Below are 18,528 nucleotides of genomic sequence, written 5' to 3'. Positions count from 1 at the left end.
GCCTTACAGGGTACCCCCCCCGGGGCGCCACTTACCCCGGGGTCGGCTCCCGCCGCCCGTGTCCCCACCCGACCTCCGGGCCGCCGCCGGTCACCGGCGGCGGCACGCTGTTCTCGTCGAGCCGGCGGGTCACTCCGCTTGCCTCGACGATCCCCGGCAGCGAACCGCCCTCACGCAAGGGCCCAGACACTCCCCAGCGGCGCCCGTACTCCCCAGATGCTCCCCGAGCGATGTCTGTGCTGCGGCACTGGGCCGTGCGCGTCGTCGGTCCGTCAGATGTCGTGCCGCGCCCGGCGACGGCGTACGACGAGGACGGTGCCCGCGCCCGTGACGACTGCTGCGGCGGCGGCGCCCGCGATCGGGAGTGTGGCGGGGGAGGAGCCGGTCGCGGCGAGGTTGCCGCCGGTCGTGGCCGTACCGGCACCGCCGGCCGACGACGGCCCGCCCGTCGAGCCCGTCGAGCCGGTGGAACCGCCGCTCGACCCGCCGCTCGACCCGCCGCTCGACCCGCCGGTCGAGCCGCCGGTCGAGCCGGAGCCACCGTCCGGGCCGCTGGTCGTACCGCCGGTCGTACCGCCCGTCGCGCCTGGCTCCCCGCCGGTGACCTCCAGCGTGATGGGGGCCGTGTCGTTGGCCTTGTCGGGGTCGAACGGCAGCTTCCTGTTGCTCAGCGCCACCGAGCCCTTGGCGCCCGCCACCTTTTTGTCGATCTTCAACTTGAAGGTGAAGGTCGCCGTCTCCAGGTGTTCCTGCGGGCGGGTCGTGAGGCCGCAGTTGTACACCTTGCCCTTGGCCTTGCAGTAGAAGTCGGGCTTGACGACCGACGTTCCGGCGGGGGGCGCGACCAGGACGGAAGTCCACGGAGTGCCCGGCTTCGACCAGACCCAGCCAGGGCCGGTGTTGGTGAAAGTCACCTTCATCGTCACCACGTCGCCGGGCTTCCCCCGCAACGCCGCGCCCGTCACCTCGTAGTCGGCCGTGTTGACCGACGTGACGGGCACCCTGAACCGGTCCGTGGACCCCGTACCCCCGGTCGGCGACTCGATCAGTTCGATCTCCGGTGCGGTGCCCGGAAACGGGGTGCTGTTCTCGTCCGGTGCCGGCTCGTAATCCGTGACGGTCACCCACATCTCGTCGTCGAAGGCGTGCTTCTCGGCCTTGACGGCGAACGGCTTCTGGGGCGTGTAGGCGACGCCCGGCTTCACCGCCTTGTCGAACGCGCATACCGCGATCCACCGCTCGGGCATCTCGTCGTACGCACCGACGTACTGCTTCTGGCAGTTGGAGGGAACCTCCGGGAAGGCGAGACCCCGGGTGGCGGTGTACTTGATCCACAGCTTCTCGACGGTCGTGGTGCCGTTGTTCACCACGGTGACCGGCAGATCGACCGGGCTCCCCGGTTTCACTCCGGTGATCGGCCTGATGTCTCCGAGGGCCAGGGAGGGCGGCGCCTCGTCGCCCACGGCAGCGGGAGCGGCGCCCAGCGCGACAAGCCCGGCGGCACCGAGGGTGGCGACGGCGGAACGGGAGACGCGGCGTCGGTACGGCGGGTTCGGCATTGACGGAATCCTCTGTCGGGACATCGCTGAACGGAAGGTGTCTTTCAGGAGAACGGCCACCTGCAACCCCTAGACACCTACCGGCCCCGAACAGTTGCACGTGTCGTGACCGATGAGTTTCCCGCGCCGCGCCGGTCTGTACGCGTGAGACCGACTTACGGAAGGCTGGCGCCATGCGGAAACTGATCTACGGCATGAACCTGACCCTGGACGGCTACATCGCCGCGCCCGGCGACGACATCGGCTGGGGCGTGCCGAGCGACGAGCTGTTCCAGTTCTGGTCCGACCAGTTGCAGGCGACCGACCTGACGCTGTACGGGCGCAAGCTGTGGCAGACGATGAGCTCCCACTGGCCGACCGGCGACCAGCAGCCGGGCGCCACCCCGGCGGAGATCGAGTTCGCGCGCCGCTGGCGGGACATGTCGAAGGTGGTGTTCTCCTCGACGGTCGACAAGGTCGACTGGAACACCCGCCTGGTCACCGGCGACGCGGTCGCCGAGATCACCCGGCTCAAGGCCGAGGACGGCGGCCTGATGGACATCGGCGGCGCGACGCTCGCCGGGGCGGCCATGCGGGCCGGGCTGATCGACGAGTACGTGCTGGCCACCGTCCCGGTCCTGGCGGGCGGCGGCACGCCGTTCTTCACCGCGCTGGACAGCTGGGTGAACCTGAACCTGGTGGAGACGCGGACGTTTCCCGGCGGCGTGATCCTGACCAGGTACGAGACGAGGCGCTGAGCGCCCGTCCGGGAGCGCTGCGCGAGGGTATCGCCCCGGTCCGCGCGGCGCGCCCACATTCCCGAACTCCTGCCGGATGGCGGCACGGGTGTGGTTCCTCCCATGCCGCGCGGGCGCCCTCGCGATGTCAGGCGGCGCTCTTCACGTGGCGGACCAGCCACATCAGCAGGGCGTCCAGGTCGGCGGCGGCCGAGAGGACCCGGTCGACCGCCTCGGGGGTGTGCAGCCACTCCTCGCAGCCGAGGGTACGGGCGGCGATCAGCGAACGGTGGCGCAGCAGGTTCGTACGGGAGTGGTCCGTCGGATAGCCGCGCGGGGGGCGTTTCATCACGTCCCCGGAGATGTCGTAGCCCTTCTTCCGCACGTCCTCGACGATGGCGGACAGTTCGCGGCCGCTCCCCTCGGAGGCCACGGCTTTGCGGAACGTGTCCACCTGGCCGGGATCGGGGTACCACCAGGCGCCCTGGATCCGCAGGCCGTCCAGGGAGAACCGGAGACCGATCTCGATCTTGCGGCCGAGCCGGATCACCGCGCCCTGGTGCTGCCACCACCAGGAGTCGGTGCGGTAGTGCCAGACGGAGAAGTCCTCGTACCGGGCGTCGGTGTCCGCGACCTCGTTGAGAAGGGCGATCATCGGCTGCCGGACCAGGCGTTCGCGGTCCGCGCGGCAGCGCTCGCGGGTCGCGTGGGTCGGTTCGCCCTGGAGCTGCCACAACACGTCCATGGCCTGCTCCGGCCAGCCGGTGAACTGTCTGCGCATGCGCGGACGATAGCTCACCCATGATCCGCGCGCGGTGGGCGAGTTCGTCGAGGAACACGGAGAGTGTTTCCAGGCCGACGGGGCTCGCAGGTGACGCGAAGCGGTCGGCGTTGGGCGAGGTTGCGGCCTCGTACGGCAGAACGCCTGCTGGCACGCCACCGTTCCGTCGGCTGGTCAGCGGTGGGGCTTGCGCCGGGTGGCGTGGACGGAACCGAGCAGACTGAGGGACTGGGCGCTGGGGCTGCCCGGTTCGGCGTGGTAGATGACGAGTTGTTGGCCGGGCGTCTCGCGTACGTCGAATGCTTGATAGGTGAGAGTGAGCGGGCCGACGTCCGGGTGGAGGAAGTGCTTGGCGTCCCGTGCCTTGCCTCGCACCGTGTGGGACTGCCAGAGGCGGGCGAAGTCCGCGCTGTGCTCGGTGAGGGTGCTGACGAGTTCGCGCAGTCGTGGGTTGTCCGGGTCGAAGCCGGTTGCCTCGCGGAGGTTGGCGACGGTGGCTTGTGCTGCTCGGTCCCAGTCCGTGTAGAAGTTGCGGCCCGCGGGGTCGAGGAAGGTCATGCGGGCCAGATTGTCCGCCGGGGCGAACGGCGAGTAGAGGGCGTCGGCCAACGCGTTGACGGCGAGGAGGTCCAGGGTTCGGTTCATGACGAATGCTGGAGTGTTCGGGTAGCCGTCCATCAGCTGTCGTAGGGACGGGCTCACTCGCTCTGCGAGGTGGGCGGAGGGCCGCTCGCCCGGCGTGGCCCCGGCCAGCCGGTACAGGTGCGCGCGGGCGTCCTCGTCGAGGTGCAGCGCGCGGCCGAGCGCGTCGACCACCTGGGCCGAGGGATTGCGTTCGCGGCCTTGTTCGAGGCGGGTGTAGTAGTCGGCGTTCACTCCGGCCAGGACGGCGACCTCTTCGCGGCGCAGTCCGGGGACTCTGCGGGCTCCGTAGCTCGCCATGCCGACGTCCTGCGGCCGCAGGCCGGCGCGGCGTGCTCGCAGGAAGTCTCCCAGGCGGTTTCACGCGAGAGGAGACCGCCGCCCGCGCGGTGCAATCGGCCCTGGGTACCTTCGGAGGACTGGACATCCTGGTGAACAACGCCGGACGCACCGTGAACAAGTCCATCACCGAAACCACCGCCGAGGACTGGGACGCTGTGATGGCGGTCAACGCCCGCGGTTCGTTCTTCTGCGCCCGCGAAGCATTCCGGGTCATGAAGAGCCGCGGCGGCGGTGCCATCGTCAGTACCGGGTCCTATGCCAGCACCGTCGCCCTGCCCGAGGGCGTCGCCTACAGTGCGTCGAAGGGCGCTCTGGCCCAACTGACCAAGGTGCTCGCCGTCGAGGGCGGGCCACTGGGCATCCGCGCCAATCTCGTTGCCGCAGGCGTCATCGAGACCGATTTCCTCGACACGATCCGCCCCGACAGCCGCTCGTACCTGGCGTCCTTCGCCGAGGCGCAGCCCCTGGGCCGGGTCGCGCAGCCCGAAGAGATCGCCGAGGTCCTGTGTTTCCTGGCCTCACCACGCTCCAGCTTCATCACCGGAGCCGTGATAGCCGCTGACGGCGGCTTCACCGCGGTGTAGCGCCGCATCAGGCGATGCGTCTCCTGGTCGTCAGCGGTTACGCCGGGTGAAGTAGCGGGGCGGCGTGCGAGTCGCGCGGCGGCGCGGTGAACACGTGGACACCTACACCGATGGGCGGCGGCTCCCCGGGATGGCTACCACGTGCCGCGGCCTGTCTGTGCCTCGATCATGCCGGAGGCGGGGGAGTCCGTCGTGACCTTGGCGCGGTGGCTCGGGCGTTCCTCGCCGGCGATCACCCTCGGTTACTATGCTCACTTCATGCCGGAGGCCGGAAGTGAGGGGCGCACCGCGATCGACGGCTGATGGGGAGGCAGGGGAAACGGCATGCCGGAGGAAACTCCCCAGATTCTCCCCGGGGTTGTCGACGGAGGATTCCGCCGCTCCCCACCCCCTGAGGTATCCGTTGTTTCCAAGGTTGATGAGATGGGTGGCCTGGGAGAATGTTGAGTGAGGTCATCGCGACCCGTTATGTCACGCCCCTGCGTGAGGGTGGGTCGCTGCCGGGGATCGTCGAGGCCGACGATCTCGGGACGTACGTCATGAAGTTCACCGGCGCGGGGCAGGGCCGCAAGACGCTCGTCGCCGAGGTCGTCTGTGGGCAGTTGGGGCGGCGGCTCGGGCTGCGGGTGCCGGAGTTGGTCACCATGCAGCTCGACCCCGTCATCGGTCTCGGGGAGCCCGACCAGGAGGTGCAGGAGCTGTTGAAGGCGAGCGGCGGGCTGAACCTCGGGATGGACTTCCTGCCCGGGTCGCTGGGCTTCGATCCGCTCGCGTACGAGGTGGGCCCCGCCGAGGCCGGCCGGATCGTGTGGTTCGACGCGCTCATCAACAACGTCGACCGGTCCTGGCGCAATCCCAACATGCTTGTCTGGCACGGGGACACGTGGCTCATCGACCACGGCGCCACCATGATCTGGCACCACAACTGGCCGGGCGCCGTGGCCTCGGCCGCGAAGCCGTACGACGCGTCCGACCACGTCCTCGCGCCGTTCCGGCCCGACATCGCCTCGGCCGCGGCGGAGCTGGCGCCGCTGGTCACCGAGGAACTGCTGACCGAGGTCGCCGCCGACGTGCCGGACGAATGGCTCGTGGACGAGCCGGGGTTCGACTCCACCGACGCGGTGCGGCGCGCCTACGTGGCGGCGCTGCTGCCGCGCGCGGCCACCGTCCACGAGCGCCTCACGCTCGACGCGCCCACCAGGAACCGCCCCTCGCGGGCCCCCGGTTGGCTGACCGAACACGCCACGCCCTGGCCGCATCCCACGAAGAAGAACAGCGGAGGCGAGGGCCGATGAACGGACGCGATGTGTTCGAGTACGCGCCGCTGCGCGTGGTGCCGAGGGTCGAGCGCGGGGAGTTCATCAACGCGGGCGTGCTCGTCTACTGCCGCGCCAAGTCGTTCGTGGCCGCCCGTACGCACCTGGACGAGTCCCGGCTCAAGGCGCTGGCGCCGGACGCCGACGTGGCCGGGGTGCGGGCCGCGCTGCGCGCCGTCGAGGGTGTCTGCGCGGGCGGGGACCCGGCAGGGCAGGCGGCGCGGGACGACGCGGGGAGGCGGTTCCGCTGGCTGATCGCGCCCCGCTCGACGGTCGTCCAGCCCGGCCCCGTACACACGGGTCTGACGCTCGACCCGTCGGCGGAGGTCGAGCGGCTGCTGGATCTGCTCGTGCGCTGAGGCGTTCCGGCGCGCGTTCGCCGTGTGACATACGTTCGGCGCCCCCGTGGGCCGTTGACACCAGGTGTCAGGGCTTCTAGCGTCACGGCAGCTGAATACTAAGCGGTCGCTCAGTGCTTTCGCGCCGGACGCCGCGATCCAAGGACGAGGAGAAGCAGCATGTCCACCACCGAGCAGCGTGTCGCCGTCGTGACCGGGGCGGCGCGGGGCATTGGCGCCGCGACCGCCGTACGTCTCGCGGCCGAGGGCCGGGCCGTCGCCGTACTCGACCTGGACGAGGCAGCCTGCGCGGAGACCGTCGGCGCCATCACCGCCGCCGGCGGCAGGGCCCTCGCCGTCGGCGCCGACGTCTCCGACGCCGCCCAGGTGGAGGCCGCCGTCGCGCGCGTCGCCGCCGAGCTGGGCGCGCCCACCGTCCTCGTCAACAACGCCGGCGTGCTGCGGGACAACCTCCTCTTCAAGATGAGCGAGTCCGACTGGGACACCGTGATGAACGTGCACCTCAAGGGCGCCTTCCTGATGGCCCGCGCCTGCCAGGCGCACATGGTGGACGCGAAGTTCGGCCGTATCGTCAACCTGTCCTCCAGCTCGGCGCTCGGCAACCGGGGCCAGGCCAACTACGCCGCCGTCAAGGCCGGCCTCCAGGGCTTCACCAAGACCCTCGCCAAGGAACTCGGCAAGTTCGGCGTCACCGCCAACGCCGTCGCCCCCGGATTCATCGTCACCGAGATGACCGCCCAGACCGCCGCCCGCGTCGGCATGGGCTTCGAGGACTTCCAGGCGGCGGCGGCCACCCAGATCCCGGTCCAGCGGGTCGGTGTCCCCGCCGACATCGCGAACGCGATCGCCTTCTTCACGGGCGAGGACGCCGGATTCGTCTCCGGCCAGGTGCTGTACGTCGCCGGCGGACCCCTCAACTGAACCGGAGAGTGAGCGACATGACGGAACAGCCGAAGGACAGCGGCCGGCCCGACAGCGGCAAGGTCGCGCTGATCACCGGCGCCAGCCGGGGCATCGGATACGGCATCGCCGAGGCGCTCGTCGCCCGCGGCGACCGGGTGTGCATCACCGGACGCGGCGAGGACGCGCTCAAGGAGGCCGTGGAGCGCCTGGGCGCGGACCGTGTGATCGGCTTCCCCGGCAAGGCCCACGACGAGACCCACCAGTCCGCAGCGGTCGACCGCGTCATGGAGGAGTTCGGCCGCGTCGACTATCTGGTGAACAATGCCGGCACGAATCCGGTGTTCGGCCCGATGGCCGATCTGGATCTCAACGTGGCGCGCAAGGTGTACGAGACCAACGTCATCTCGGCCCTGGGCTTCGCGCAGCTGACCTGGCGCGCCTGGCAGAAGGACCACGGCGGTGCGATCGTGAACATCGCGTCGGTCGCGGGAGTGTCCGCCTCGCCGTTCATCGGCGCGTACGGGATGAGCAAGGCGGCCATGGTCAATCTGACCCTCCAGCTGGCTCACGAGTTCGCGCCCGGCGTGCGGGTCAACGCCATCGCGCCGGCCGTGGTCAAGACCAAGTTCGCGCAGGCGATCTACGAGGGCCGGGAGGCCGAGACCGCGGCCGCCTACCCGCTGGGGCGCCTCGGGGTGCCGGAGGACGTCGGCGGCGCCGCGGCGTTCCTCACGTCCGACCAGTCGGACTGGATCACCGGGCAGACGCTGGTCGTCGACGGCGGAATTTTCCTCAATGCCGGTGTGCACTGACACGCTTTGTAGGTAAATGCTTCAAGTGCCCCATCGGACATGCATATTGAACCGATGGGGCGCTGCGGTATGGTCGGCCGACTCGTGGCTGAACAAGGAGCGTGCGCACGTGTTCAACCGGACCAGTCTGCAGGCGGCTGCAGCCCTCGCGTCCATATCCCTGCTGGCCGGATGTGGCCTGTTTTCGGCGGACAGCGCCGGAGAGGATCAGAAGATCACGATCGGCACCACCAGTTCGCCGAGCACGCTCGACCCGGCCGCCGCGTGGGACAACTCCTGGGAGTTGTACCGCAACGTCTTCCAGACCCTGGTCGCGTTCCCCACCGGCAGCACGACTCCACAGCCCGATGCCGCCGACAACTGCAAGTTCACGGACTCGACGAACAAGGTCTACCGCTGCCGGCTGCGCGAGGGACTGACGTTCTCGAACGGCAACAAGCTCGACGCCGAAGCCGTCAAGCACTCGTTCGACCGTATCGTGAAGATCAACGTGAACGGTGGTCCGAACGGACTCCTCGCGTCCCTCGACGATGTCACCACGGACGGCGAACTGACCGTCACGTTCAACCTGAACAAGCCCGACGCCACGTTCCCGTTCGTCCTCGCCGCCCCCGCCATGTCCATCGTCGACCCGGCCGAGTACCCGGCCGGCAAGCTCAGGGACGACGGGAAACTCACCGGCTCCGGCCCGTACACGCTTGAGTCGTACACGGCGGGCAGCGACGCCGAACTGGCCGAGAACACCAGCTACAAGGGCTTCGCCGACCGCAAGAACAAAGCCGTCAAGATCCAGTACTTCCAGGACTCCGACAAGATGTTCGGCGCCCTGAAGAACAAGGAGATCGACGTCATCTACCGAGGCCTGACCTCGGAGGAAGTCGTCGAACTCGAACAGAAGAAGGAAGAGAACGACCACCTTCAGCTGATCGAGACCGTCGGCGCCGACATCCGCTACCTGGTGTTCAACCCCAAGGACGCGTCGGCGGCGAAGCTGCCCGTGCGGCAGGCGGTGGCCCAGGTGGTCGACCGTGACGCGCTGGTCGCCAAGGTCTACCAGGGCACGGCCGAGCCGCTGTACTCGATGGTGCCCAAGGGCATCTCCGGGCACGCCACGAGCTTCTTCGACAAGTACGGCGACCCGGACGTCGACAAGGCGCGCGGCATCCTTCAGGACGCCGGCATCGACACGCCCGTGCCGCTGACCCTCTGGTTCACGACCGACCGTTACGGCTCCGGCACGGTGGCCGAGTTCGCGGAACTCAAGCGCCAGCTCGAAGCCTCCGGCCTCTTCAAGATCACACTGAAGAGCAAGCCCTGGAAGGACTTCCAGGCGGGCTTCCAGAAGGGCGAGTACCCGGTCTTCGGCCGTGGCTGGTTCCCCGACTTCCCGGACCCGGACAACTTCGTGGCCCCCTTCGTCGGCAAGAACAACGCGCTCAGCACCCCCTACGAGAACCCCGAGATCACCGACGAGCTTCTGCCGCAGTCGCGGCGCGAGAGCGACCGCGGCGCGGTGATCGAGCAGTTCGAGCGCGCCCAGGAGATCTTCGTCGACGACGTACGGCTGCTGCCGCTCTGGCAGGGCAAGCTCTACGTCGCGGCGTCCGAGGAGATCAGCGGCGGCGAGCGGGCGCTCGACCCGCAGACGGTCATGCAGCTCTGGGAGTTCAGCCGCAAGGCCAGCTGGTAGCCGTCGGCGGCGGTGATTGTCAGTGGTCACCGGTAGGTTCAGGAGTGGACCAACTGATCACTTACCGGAGGTTGTTGACGTGACCGACACCGACATGCTGCCCGAATCCTGGCGCGGCGTCCTCGGCGACGAGCTGCAGAAGCCCTATTTCAAGGAGCTCACCGAGTTCGTCGAGGAAGAGCGGTCGAAGGGGCCGGTCTACCCTCCGCGCGACGAGGTGTTCGCCGCGCTCGACGCCACGCCGTACGACCGGGTGAAGGTCCTGGTCCTCGGCCAGGATCCGTACCACGGCGAGGGACAGGGACACGGTCTCTGCTTCTCGGTGCGGCCCGGTGTACGCACGCCTCCCTCCTTGCGGAACATCTACAAGGAGATGAAGGAGGAGCTGGGCCACCCGGTCCCGGACAACGGATATCTGATGCCGTGGGCCGAGCAGGGCGTGCTGCTGCTCAACGCCGTTCTGACGGTGCGGGCCGGCGAGGCCAACTCGCACAAGGGCAAGGGCTGGGAGCAGGTGACGGACGCGGTGATCCGCGCCGTGGACGCCCGGCCGGATCCCGCGGTCTTCGTCCTCTGGGGTGCCTACGCGCAGAAGAAGCTGCCGCTGATCGACGAGACACGGCACGTGGTGGTGAAGGGCGCGCACCCGTCGCCGCTGTCGGCGAAGAAGTTCTTCGGCTCCCGCCCCTTCACGCAGATCAACGAGGCGATCGCCGCGCAGGGACACCAGGCGATCGACTGGCGCATCCCCGACCTGGGCTGACCGGGCCCCGCCGCGCCCGGCGGTCCGCGCCGGGCGGGTGAGCCTGTGCGGGATTGCCGGTCGCTGCGGTTAGCGTCGGGCCGGACGGGATCGACCGGACGGGCGCGGGAGGCGGCAGGCGATGGAGCAGCGCGAGGTGTCGGAGGACGCCGTCCTGACCAGGATCGGCCAGGCGGTCATGCTGCTCCACGGCGGTGACCGCGAGGAGGCGCGCAACCGGTTCGGCGAGCTGTGGACCGAGATCGGCGAGTCGGGCGACCCGCTCCACCGCTGCACGCTCGCGCACTACATGGCGGACACGCAGGACGACCCCGGCGACGAACTGGCCTGGGACCTGCGCGCCCTGACCGCGGCGGAGGGCCCGGCCACGGCCCCTGCGTCGCCGGCGGTACGTGCCTTCTACCCCTCGCTCCATCTCAACCTCGCCGCCGACTACCTGAAGCTGCGACGCCCCGACGCGGCACGGCTCCATCTCTCCCGCGCCCGCGCCGCGGTGAACGTGCTCGGGGACGACGGGTACGGGAACGGCGTACGGACAGCGATCGGCCGGCTGGAGCGGCAGCTGCTGGACGACAGGCCCTAGGTCCTGTCCGGGCGATCTTGCCGGTCCGGACAGGACCTGGGGAAACGTGGGGACTCCGGGGCCGAAGCTCAGGAGTTGCTCCAGCCGCCGCCGACCGCCCTGCTCGACAGGTACGAGTCGCGCAGCGATGAGCGCAACTTGGGGACGGCCTTGTCGAAGCGATCGGCGAGCGCCTTGAGTGTCCGCTTGTGCTCGCTCACCTCTTTCCGGTGAAACACACTCGTCAGCTCAAGCTCCTTCGCGAACACCGCCATGGTCAGCTCGTCCATGGGGACGGTCGCCGGATCCGAGCCCGACATCACGACGTCGCGTACTCGTGCCTGCAGGTCGAGCACCTGCTGGGGGTCGTTGACGGTGACATGGCTGCCGGCGACCAGGCCCAGCAGCTTCTTGCGGGTGACGGTGATCGTGCCGGCCGCCGAGAGCTGCTCCTGGACCGGCGCCTCCGCCGTGTGGGCCTTGTTGTGCACGAACTGAAGCCAGCCCTTCGGCTTCTCCCTGGGCAGGTCGCCCCACACCCCGGCCAGGAAGGAATCGCTCGGGGGCTCGTCGGTCAGCCGGACGACCTTCCTGCCTTCGACACCGAGCAGCCCGCCGAGGACCATCTCGGCCAGCGCCCCGGCACGCAGCAGTTGGCCACGGCCCTGGAGATCCCCGAGCTTGAACTTGACCTCGTTCACGGTGTAGGTGAGCAGGTAGAGCCGTTGCGGCAGTGACTGGAGCATCGCTTGTCCTCCAAAGTGCTCACTGATGACGGATCGGACGGGACGGCAGGCGGCAGCTGGATCAGGCGAGCTGCTGTACGGGGTTGGCCTTGAGCCGCTTGGCGGAGCGGCGGGCCGCCCACAGCACCACCAGGAGCGCCAGACCGAGCAGCGGGTAGCCCATCGCGATCTTCGTGACGGCCAGCCAGCCGGTGGCGTCCTGCTCGTACAGCCACTCCTGCACGATGAACCGGGCGGCGAAGACGGCCGTCAGGGCGAGCGTGGCTATGTCGTAGTAGCGGATCGAGGGCTTGTCCTGCAGCCAGGCGGTCCCGGTGCCGTTCAGCGCGCCCCAGACCAGTCCGGCGAGGGGTCGCCGCACCAGGACGGAGAGCAGGAAGATCACGCCGAGGGCGAGGTTGGACCAGATGCCCAGCAGGAAGAAGCCCTTGGCCGAGCCGGTCTGCCAAGCGACCACCGACGCGACTCCGACACCGAACAGGCCGGAGAGGGCCGGCTGGATCGGCTCCTTGCGCACCAGGCGCAGCACCGAGATCGCGACCCCGACGCCGACCGCGGCGCAGATGGCGGGCGTCAGCCCGAGGGAGGCGTTGGCGAGGACGAAGACAATGATCGGCAGCATCGTGTAGACGAGGCCGGTCGTGCCGCCCATCTGCTCCAGCATTGTCGGTTTCGGGTTCTTGTGGTGGCCCTGGTCCGGCTCGCCGGTGGAGGTGGAGGTGGAGGTGGAGGTGGAGGTGTGGATCGTACGGTCGAAGTCCTGTGTCATCTGCTCTGCCTCATTTCGTCGCGATTCCGTCGCGCTGCCTGATCAGCTCCGGTCCTGCCGCCCCGTCAGTGCCGCTTCAGCGCGGCTTGAGGTGGCGCGCGAGGAACTGTTCGGCCGCGCGGTACATCTCGATGTTGTTCTCGGGATTCACGAAGCCGTGGCCTTCGTCGTCCTTGACCAGGTATTCGACCTCGACGCCGCGGGCGCGCAGCGCGTCGACGATCTGGTCGGACTCGGCCTTGACGACGCGGACGTCGTTGGCTCCCTGGACCACCATCAGCGGCGTACGGATGTCGTCGACGCGGCTGATGGGCGAGCGGGCCCACAGATCCGCCGCCTGCTCCGGGATGTCGGGGTCGCCGGCGTAGCGGTGCCAGTTGTTGGTCAGTTGGTTCTTCACGAACTCCGGCACGGTCGCCAGGAAGCTCGCGAGGTCGGAGATGCCGAAGCAGTCGATGGCGGCGGCGAAGACGTCGGGGGTGAAGGTGACGCCGACCAGCGTGGCGTAGCCGCCGTAGGAGCCGCCGAAGATGGCGACCCGGTCCCGGTCCGCGTACCCCGTGTCGACGGCCCAGTCCACTGCGTCGATGAGGTCGTCGTGCATCTTGCCGGCCAGTTCACCGATGCCGGCCTTGAGGAAGGACTTGCCGAATCCGGCCGAGCCGCGGAAGTTGACCTGGAGCACCGCGTGGCCGCGGTTGGCCAGCAGCTGCGCGACCGGGTTGAAGCCCCAGGTGTCGCGGGACCACGGGCCGCCGTGGACCAGGAGGACCAGGGGCAGCGCGGACGGCTCGGCCCCCAGGGGCAGCGTCAGGTACGACGGGAGTGCCAGTCCGTCCCGTGAGGTGATCGTGACCGGTGTCATCGGAGCCAGTGCTTCGGGGTCCAGATGCGGGTACGGCCGGAACAGCAGCCGGCTCTCGCCGGTGGAGTGGTCGTAGTAGAAGGTGACACCGGGGTCACGGTCATGGCTGAAGCTGACGACCCAGCGCTGTCCGCTCTCGTCGGACGACACGGCCGACAGGTCGCCGTCGGAGAGCTTCGTGAGATGTTCCAGTACGTCGGCGAAGTGCGGGTCCAGGGGCTGGATCACCTGCCGCTCGCCGCGGTAGCGGACCGCGATCAGCTCGCCGGTGCGCCGGTCGCGGATGAGCGGCGACGGCAGCGTGGGGAAGACGTGTGCCTGGGTGTCGAGGTCGAAGACCGGGTGGCTGTCGATCTCGGTCTCCTCGCCCGTGGCCAGGTCGAGCCGGACCAGCCGGGTCCGGTCGCTGTTCCGGTTGGAGCCGAGCCACAGACCGGTGCCGTCCGGGGTGAGCTGGAACGGATACACACCCAGCGGGTAGTCGGCGCCGTCGACCGTGACGACCGGAGGCGACTTCTCCGCCCCGGGGCGCCACTTCGACAGTTCCATGTCGCCGTCGGCCGCCAGGGACCGCGTGTACAGATCACCGCTGGGCGTGTAAAGAAAGTCGGCGACCTGGCCGGGGTTCCGCGCCAGCATCGTCAGCTCACCCGTGGCGATGTCCACCTCGTAGAGGTCGAACTCGGCGGGATCCCGCTGGTTCAGCCGCAGCAGCGCCTTGCCCGGCCGGGAGACGCTCGTCTCGAAACCCATGACCCTGGCGCCGGGGAAGGGGGTGAGATCGACCGCCTTCGCGCCCGGGTCCGTCAGGTCGACCCGGTGGACGTGCCAGTTCTCGTCCCCGTCGCCGTCCTGCTCGTAGAGCAGCCAGCGCGGGTCGTCGGTCCAGTGGTAGATGTGCACGCTGCGGTGGTCGTCCGCGGTGACGCAGCGCGCCTCCTCGTCCGTGTCGATGCTCTCCACCCAGACGTTCAGCCGCCCCCGCCAAGGCGCCAGGTACGCGAGGGTGCTGCCGTCGGGCGAGATCGACGCGCCGGCCTTGATCGGTGAGCCGAAGAGGTCTTCGACGGCGAGGTGGGGGACCGCGGGTGAGGCGGCGGACATAAGGACACTCCTTCTGGCTGTTTCCCAGATCGGTCGACAGGTTCTTGGGGGCTCGGGGGCTTTACACGACGGGGTCGCCGACGACTCCGCCGGTGGCTCTTCGGATCGCCTCGGCGAATCGCCGGGCGACGGCCGTCGCGTCTTTGAACTCGGGGAGGTCCTGGCCGGCGAGGACGGCGGCGCCGATGTACTCGTCCAGCACCCGCAGCACCGAGGCGGCCGTCGCGGCGTGCAGCCGTACCTCCAGATCATCGGACGGACGCCCGAGGCGGTCGCCGATGATCGCGCACATCTCCCGCTCCGTCTGGTCGCAGGCCATCAGCCACGCCGTGCGGAGTGCCGGCTCGGTGTCGGCGAGCTTGATCATCTTCATCGCGAGCATCTCGTCGGCCATGTCGACGGGCGGCGCCTCGTGCCCGAGGCGGGTCAGGTCGGCCGCAAGATGGTCTTCGAGGGAGAGGTGCCGGGGCCAGTCGCGCAGCACCTTCGTCAGGGTGACGACGCCTTGCATGACGATCGGCTCGGCGCAGCTCTCCTTGCTGCGGAAGTGGCGCCAGATGGTGCGTGTCGAGAGGCCCACGGCCTCCGCGATCTGATCGCCGCTCGTGCCGGCCACGCCCTGGTCCCAGAACAGACGTGCCGCTTCCCGGGAGATCTCCAGCCGCAGGCGCACACGCCGCTGGTCGCTCATCCCTCCTCCGCCGCGCTTTGTCGTCGTCATGGCGTCCCGTCACCCTTCCGTCGATGTCTTCAAGCGACAGTGTGTCACTTAGTGACATGCGAGTCGAGTGTGTGGAGCCGGTCGGCGTCGGTTCCGAGGCGGTCGCGCTGTCGCAGCGGCGGCTTGACCTGCGGATTGGCCGGAATCGGTCACATTCCCGCGAGGGAGGGAGGAGGAGGGGGGAGCGGCGGGTGGTCAGTCGCCGAACGTCTCCTCGCAGACATGGCCCTCCGGACTGCCCGGCGTCCAGCCGCCGTACCGCGTACCGAGCCCGCACAGCCCGGCGCCCAGGTCCGGCAGGTCCGGCAGAACCGTCAGGACGGGAGGTGCGGATGGTGCGGGCGGAGCGGGTGCTTGTACGGCCGTACGGCGCCGGGGCGGCTCGGGCGACGGCTGTACGGAGTCCGTCACGGCCGGCCGCGCCGGGAGCGTACGCCGGGGCGGGGCCGCCGCCTCCAGCACCTCGCGCGCCGACGGCTGCACGATCTGCGGCTCCACGGCGCCGGGCGTCGGGGCCTCCGCCCGTACGGCGCCGGCGCCCGCCCCGGCGCCCGCCCCGGGCTCCACGGCCACACAGGCCGAGGCCCCGCCCACGGCCACACCGAGCAGGAGCAATGCTGTCGTTCTCGTCCGCCGCGTCACCGGGCCAACTCTGCTGGCCGCCCGGCGTGTCGGGGCCGTAACCGCCAGGTGTGACCCGCACGGGTGACACGTCCCGCCCAGGTGTTGTCGCGGTCGCCGAACGGTGATCCCCGCGGCGCCCGTATGCTGCGGATCAGGGTCCGCAGGACAGACCCCCGCGCACCGGCGCGTGAGACAGAACCGTGGCAAGGCGACAGGGAGACCCACGTGAAGGTCGGCTGCATAGGGCTCGGCGACATCGCGCAGAAGGCGTATCTGCCGGTGCTCACCACGCTGCCCGGGACCGAGCTGCATCTGCAGACCCGCACCCCGGCCACCCTCACGCGGGTCGGCGAGACCCACCACATCCCCGCCGAGCGGCGCCACGCCGACCTCGACTCGCTGCTCGGCCAGGGCCTGGACGCCGCGTTCGTCCACGCGCCGACCGCCGCCCACGCCGAGATCGTCACCCGGCTCCTGGAGGCCGGTGTGCCGACCTTCGTCGACAAGCCCCTCGCGTACGAATTCGCAGACTCCGAGCGGCTGGTGGCCCTCGCCGAGGAGCGCGGGACGAGCCTGACCGTCGGCTTCAACCGGCGCTTCGCGCCCTCCTACGCGCAGTGCCTGGAGCATCCACGCGACGTGATCCTCATGCAGAAGAACCGCGTCGGCCTCCCCGAGGACGCCCGCACCCTCGTCCTCGACGACTTCATCCATGTCGTCGACACCCTGCGCTTCCTCGTCCCCGGCCCCGTCGAGCACATCGACGTCCGCGCCCGGACACGCGAGGGACTGACCGAGCACGTCGTGCTCCAGCTCTCCGGCGACGGCTTCACCGCGATCGGCATGATGAACCGGATGAACGGCTCGACCGAGGAGATCCTCGAAGTCTCGGGACAGGACACCAAGCGCGCCGTCCACCACCTCGCCGAGATCGTCGACCACAAGGGCCAGCCCAGCGTCCGCAGGCGCGGCGACTGGGTGCCGGTCGCCCGGCAGCGCGGTATCGAGCAGTGTGTGCTGACGTTCCTGGACGCCGTACGGGCCGGGAAGACCCTCAGCGCCCGGGACGCTCTGCTGACGCACGAGCTGTGCGAACGGGTGGTTCTGGCGGTGCGGGCACAGGCCGCCTGAGCGACCGCGCGCCCTCGGCGGCGCACAGGGCCGCCAGCACGGCCAGCGCGCCGTACAGCGGCCAGTCGCCGTACTTGACGTACGCCGTGGTGCCGCGTGCCAGCGGAAGCTCGTACACGGCGCTCGCGCCGCTGCCCGTACCGAGCGGGGCGCCGACCCGCTCGCCCTCCGGACCGTAGACCGCGCTCATGCCCGTGAGGGTGGCGTGCACCGTCGGACGGCCCGTCTCGGCCGCCCGCAGCGCGGCCAGCGAGGCGTGCTGCTCCGGCGCCCAGCTCTGCTGGAAGGACGAGGTCGACGACTGCGCGACGAGCAACTGCGCGCCGTCCCTGGCCAGTCGCCGGCTCATGTCGGGGAACGCCGACTCGAAGCAGATCAGCGGGCCGAGCCGCAGTCCGCCCCGCCCTTCGCCGGGCAGCACCATGACCACCTGGCGGGTGCCGCGCATACGGTCCTCGCCCGCCGCCTTGCCCACCGACGTCGCCCAGCCGAGCGCCGCGCGCGCCGGGACGTACTCGCCGAACGGCACCAGCCGCATCTTGTCGTAGCGGTCGCCCGTCAGACCGTTCGGACCCACCAGCACGGCACTCTTGAAGATCCCGGTGCGTCCCGCCGCGTCCGTACCGGGAGCGTCCACGTTGACCAGGATCTCGGCGCCGACCTGGCGGGACAGTACGGCGATGCGCGCCGCGAGATCGGGCCGGGTGGTCAGATCGTCGCCGACGCTGCTCTCGCCCCACACCACGAGGTCGAGATCCCGGCCGGCCAGCGAGCGGGTCAGCTCCTCGCTGTGGTCGAAACGCCGCTCGACGCTGTCGGGACCGCCGAAGACACCGGGCTGGACGACGGCGACGCGCGCCTGCCCCGAGTGCTCCGGGCGTGGCACCCACAGCCATGCGGACGTCACGGCGACGGCGGAGCCCACCAGCCCCGCGACGGCGGCCGTACGGGCCGTGGACACCGTCAGCAGCACGGTCAGCGCGGTGTTCACGGCGACCACCAGCAGAGTCACCAGCCATACGCCGCCCACCGAGGCGAGCCGCAGGGCAGGCGCGACCTCCCACTGACTGGCGCCCAGCAGCCCCCAGGGGCCGCCCAGGCCCTCGTACGACCGCACGGTCTCGATCATCAGCCAGCCCGACGGCACGACCGCCAGCGCGGCGGCTGTACGCCGGGGCGAGGGGCGCCCGCCGAGCATCCGGCGGACCAGCCAGCCCCACGGGGCCCACAGCAGCCCCAGCAGCCCGGCCAGCAGCACGATGAACACGTGGAGGCTCGGCATCAGCCAGTGATGGACGGCGAGCATGAAGCCCAGCCCGCCGAGCCAGCCGTCCAGGGCCGCGCGCCGACCCGTCGGAGCCGTACGCACCAGCAGCATCCACGGCACGAGAGCCCCGTACGCGAGCCACCAGAGGCCCGGTTCGGGGAAGGAGAGCGCGGGCAGCGCGCCCGCCGACACGGCCGCGGCACCGCGCCACAGGGGTGAAGCGGAGCGGCGGACCCAGATCTCCCGCCGGCCGGCCGGAACCCGCATGCCGC

18 protein-coding genes and 1 pseudogene are annotated in these 18,528 nt (G+C 70.1%); 10 read left to right on the top strand and 9 right to left on the bottom strand.

Features of this window, described 5'->3' with window-relative positions; all coding sequences use genetic code 11:
* Positions 1–272: 272 nt before the first annotated feature.
* The gene (locus ACFT9I_RS35485) at positions 273–1,559 is read right to left on the bottom strand and encodes an LAETG motif-containing sortase-dependent surface protein (protein WP_382571387.1); all 1,287 of its coding nucleotides are present in this window, start codon (positions 1,557–1,559) and stop codon (positions 273–275) included.
* Between the two features lie 173 nt (positions 1,560–1,732).
* On the opposite strand from ACFT9I_RS35485, the gene ACFT9I_RS35480 reads away from it, so the two are divergent.
* Entirely contained in the window at positions 1,733–2,296 is a 564-nt protein-coding gene (locus ACFT9I_RS35480) for a dihydrofolate reductase family protein (protein ID WP_382571385.1), read from the top strand.
* 127 nt (positions 2,297–2,423) lie between these two features.
* Here the strand turns inward: ACFT9I_RS35480 and ACFT9I_RS35475 are convergent, their stop codons facing one another.
* Together ACFT9I_RS35475 and ACFT9I_RS35470 are read right to left on the bottom strand one after the other, a co-directional pair.
* The gene (locus ACFT9I_RS35475) at positions 2,424–3,056 is read right to left on the bottom strand and encodes a DUF2461 family protein (RefSeq protein WP_382571383.1); all 633 of its coding nucleotides are present in this window, start codon (positions 3,054–3,056) and stop codon (positions 2,424–2,426) included.
* Positions 3,057–3,230: 174 nt separating this feature from the next.
* On the bottom strand, positions 3,231–3,998 hold the full coding sequence (locus tag ACFT9I_RS35470) for a helix-turn-helix transcriptional regulator (RefSeq protein ID WP_382571381.1): 768 nt from the start codon (positions 3,996–3,998) through the stop codon (positions 3,231–3,233).
* A gap of 53 nt (positions 3,999–4,051) precedes the next feature.
* On the opposite strand from ACFT9I_RS35470, the pseudogene ACFT9I_RS35465 reads away from it, so the two are divergent.
* The 8 genes and pseudogenes from ACFT9I_RS35465 to ACFT9I_RS35430 all read left to right on the top strand — a co-directional run.
* Positions 4,052–4,624, top strand: a pseudogene (locus ACFT9I_RS35465) (SDR family NAD(P)-dependent oxidoreductase); the annotation flags it as partial.
* A 440-nt stretch (positions 4,625–5,064) separates the two neighbouring features.
* Positions 5,065–5,919, top strand: a complete 855-nt coding sequence (locus tag ACFT9I_RS35460; protein ID WP_382571379.1) for a HipA family kinase — start codon at positions 5,065–5,067, stop codon at positions 5,917–5,919.
* Positions 5,916–6,299 carry a DUF3037 domain-containing protein gene (locus tag ACFT9I_RS35455; protein WP_364974716.1) on the top strand — a complete coding sequence of 128 codons (384 nt, stop codon included), beginning with the start codon at positions 5,916–5,918 and terminating at the stop codon, positions 6,297–6,299. The genes ACFT9I_RS35460 and ACFT9I_RS35455 overlap by 4 nt, the downstream gene beginning before the upstream one ends.
* A gap of 159 nt (positions 6,300–6,458) precedes the next feature.
* Positions 6,459–7,220: an SDR family oxidoreductase gene (locus tag ACFT9I_RS35450; RefSeq protein ID WP_382571377.1), complete on the top strand. Its 762-nt coding sequence runs from the start codon at positions 6,459–6,461 to the stop codon at positions 7,218–7,220.
* 17 nt (positions 7,221–7,237) lie between these two features.
* Positions 7,238–8,014: an SDR family oxidoreductase gene (locus ACFT9I_RS35445; RefSeq protein ID WP_382571375.1), complete on the top strand. Its 777-nt coding sequence runs from the start codon at positions 7,238–7,240 to the stop codon at positions 8,012–8,014.
* 109 nt (positions 8,015–8,123) lie between these two features.
* Positions 8,124–9,704: an ABC transporter substrate-binding protein gene (locus ACFT9I_RS35440; protein ID WP_382571373.1), complete on the top strand. Its 1,581-nt coding sequence runs from the start codon at positions 8,124–8,126 to the stop codon at positions 9,702–9,704.
* A gap of 79 nt (positions 9,705–9,783) precedes the next feature.
* Entirely contained in the window at positions 9,784–10,467 is a 684-nt protein-coding gene (locus ACFT9I_RS35435) for a uracil-DNA glycosylase (protein WP_382571371.1), read from the top strand.
* A gap of 121 nt (positions 10,468–10,588) precedes the next feature.
* Complete coding sequence (locus tag ACFT9I_RS35430; RefSeq protein ID WP_382571369.1) at positions 10,589–11,050, top strand: hypothetical protein; 462 nt, start codon at positions 10,589–10,591, stop codon at positions 11,048–11,050.
* Positions 11,051–11,118: 68 nt separating this feature from the next.
* Here the strand turns inward: ACFT9I_RS35430 and ACFT9I_RS35425 are convergent, their stop codons facing one another.
* The 5 genes from ACFT9I_RS35425 to ACFT9I_RS35405 form a co-directional block, all read right to left on the bottom strand.
* Positions 11,119–11,775 carry a GPP34 family phosphoprotein gene (locus ACFT9I_RS35425; RefSeq protein WP_382571367.1) on the bottom strand — a complete coding sequence of 219 codons (657 nt, stop codon included), beginning with the start codon at positions 11,773–11,775 and terminating at the stop codon, positions 11,119–11,121.
* A gap of 61 nt (positions 11,776–11,836) precedes the next feature.
* Positions 11,837–12,544: a DUF3159 domain-containing protein gene (locus ACFT9I_RS35420; RefSeq protein WP_382571365.1), complete on the bottom strand. Its 708-nt coding sequence runs from the start codon at positions 12,542–12,544 to the stop codon at positions 11,837–11,839.
* A gap of 76 nt (positions 12,545–12,620) precedes the next feature.
* On the bottom strand, positions 12,621–14,513 hold the full coding sequence (locus tag ACFT9I_RS35415) for an alpha/beta fold hydrolase (RefSeq protein WP_382571363.1): 1,893 nt from the start codon (positions 14,511–14,513) through the stop codon (positions 12,621–12,623).
* 61 nt (positions 14,514–14,574) lie between these two features.
* Positions 14,575–15,204 carry a TetR/AcrR family transcriptional regulator gene (locus ACFT9I_RS35410; RefSeq protein ID WP_382571361.1) on the bottom strand — a complete coding sequence of 210 codons (630 nt, stop codon included), beginning with the start codon at positions 15,202–15,204 and terminating at the stop codon, positions 14,575–14,577.
* Between the two features lie 225 nt (positions 15,205–15,429).
* Complete coding sequence (locus tag ACFT9I_RS35405; RefSeq protein ID WP_382571359.1) at positions 15,430–15,876, bottom strand: hypothetical protein; 447 nt, start codon at positions 15,874–15,876, stop codon at positions 15,430–15,432.
* A gap of 207 nt (positions 15,877–16,083) precedes the next feature.
* Here ACFT9I_RS35405 and ACFT9I_RS35400 point away from each other — a divergent pair, with 207 nt between their 5' ends.
* A complete protein-coding gene (locus ACFT9I_RS35400; RefSeq protein ID WP_382571357.1) occupies positions 16,084–16,989 on the top strand; it encodes a Gfo/Idh/MocA family protein in 906 nt (301 codons plus the stop codon).
* Here the strand turns inward: ACFT9I_RS35400 and lnt are convergent.
* Positions 16,913–18,523 carry an apolipoprotein N-acyltransferase gene (gene lnt, locus ACFT9I_RS35395; RefSeq protein ID WP_382571355.1) on the bottom strand — a complete coding sequence of 537 codons (1,611 nt, stop codon included), beginning with the start codon at positions 18,521–18,523 and terminating at the stop codon, positions 16,913–16,915. The genes ACFT9I_RS35400 and lnt overlap by 77 nt on opposite strands.
* Positions 18,524–18,528 lie beyond the last annotated feature (5 nt).

The organism is Streptomyces sp. NPDC057137, from assembly GCF_042670825.1.
In the GTDB taxonomy this organism is placed as follows: Bacteria; Actinomycetota; Actinomycetes; order Streptomycetales; family Streptomycetaceae; genus Streptomyces.
The sequence above is the reverse complement of the archived record's forward strand: the minus strand, read 5'-3'. Positions and strand labels throughout refer to the sequence as shown.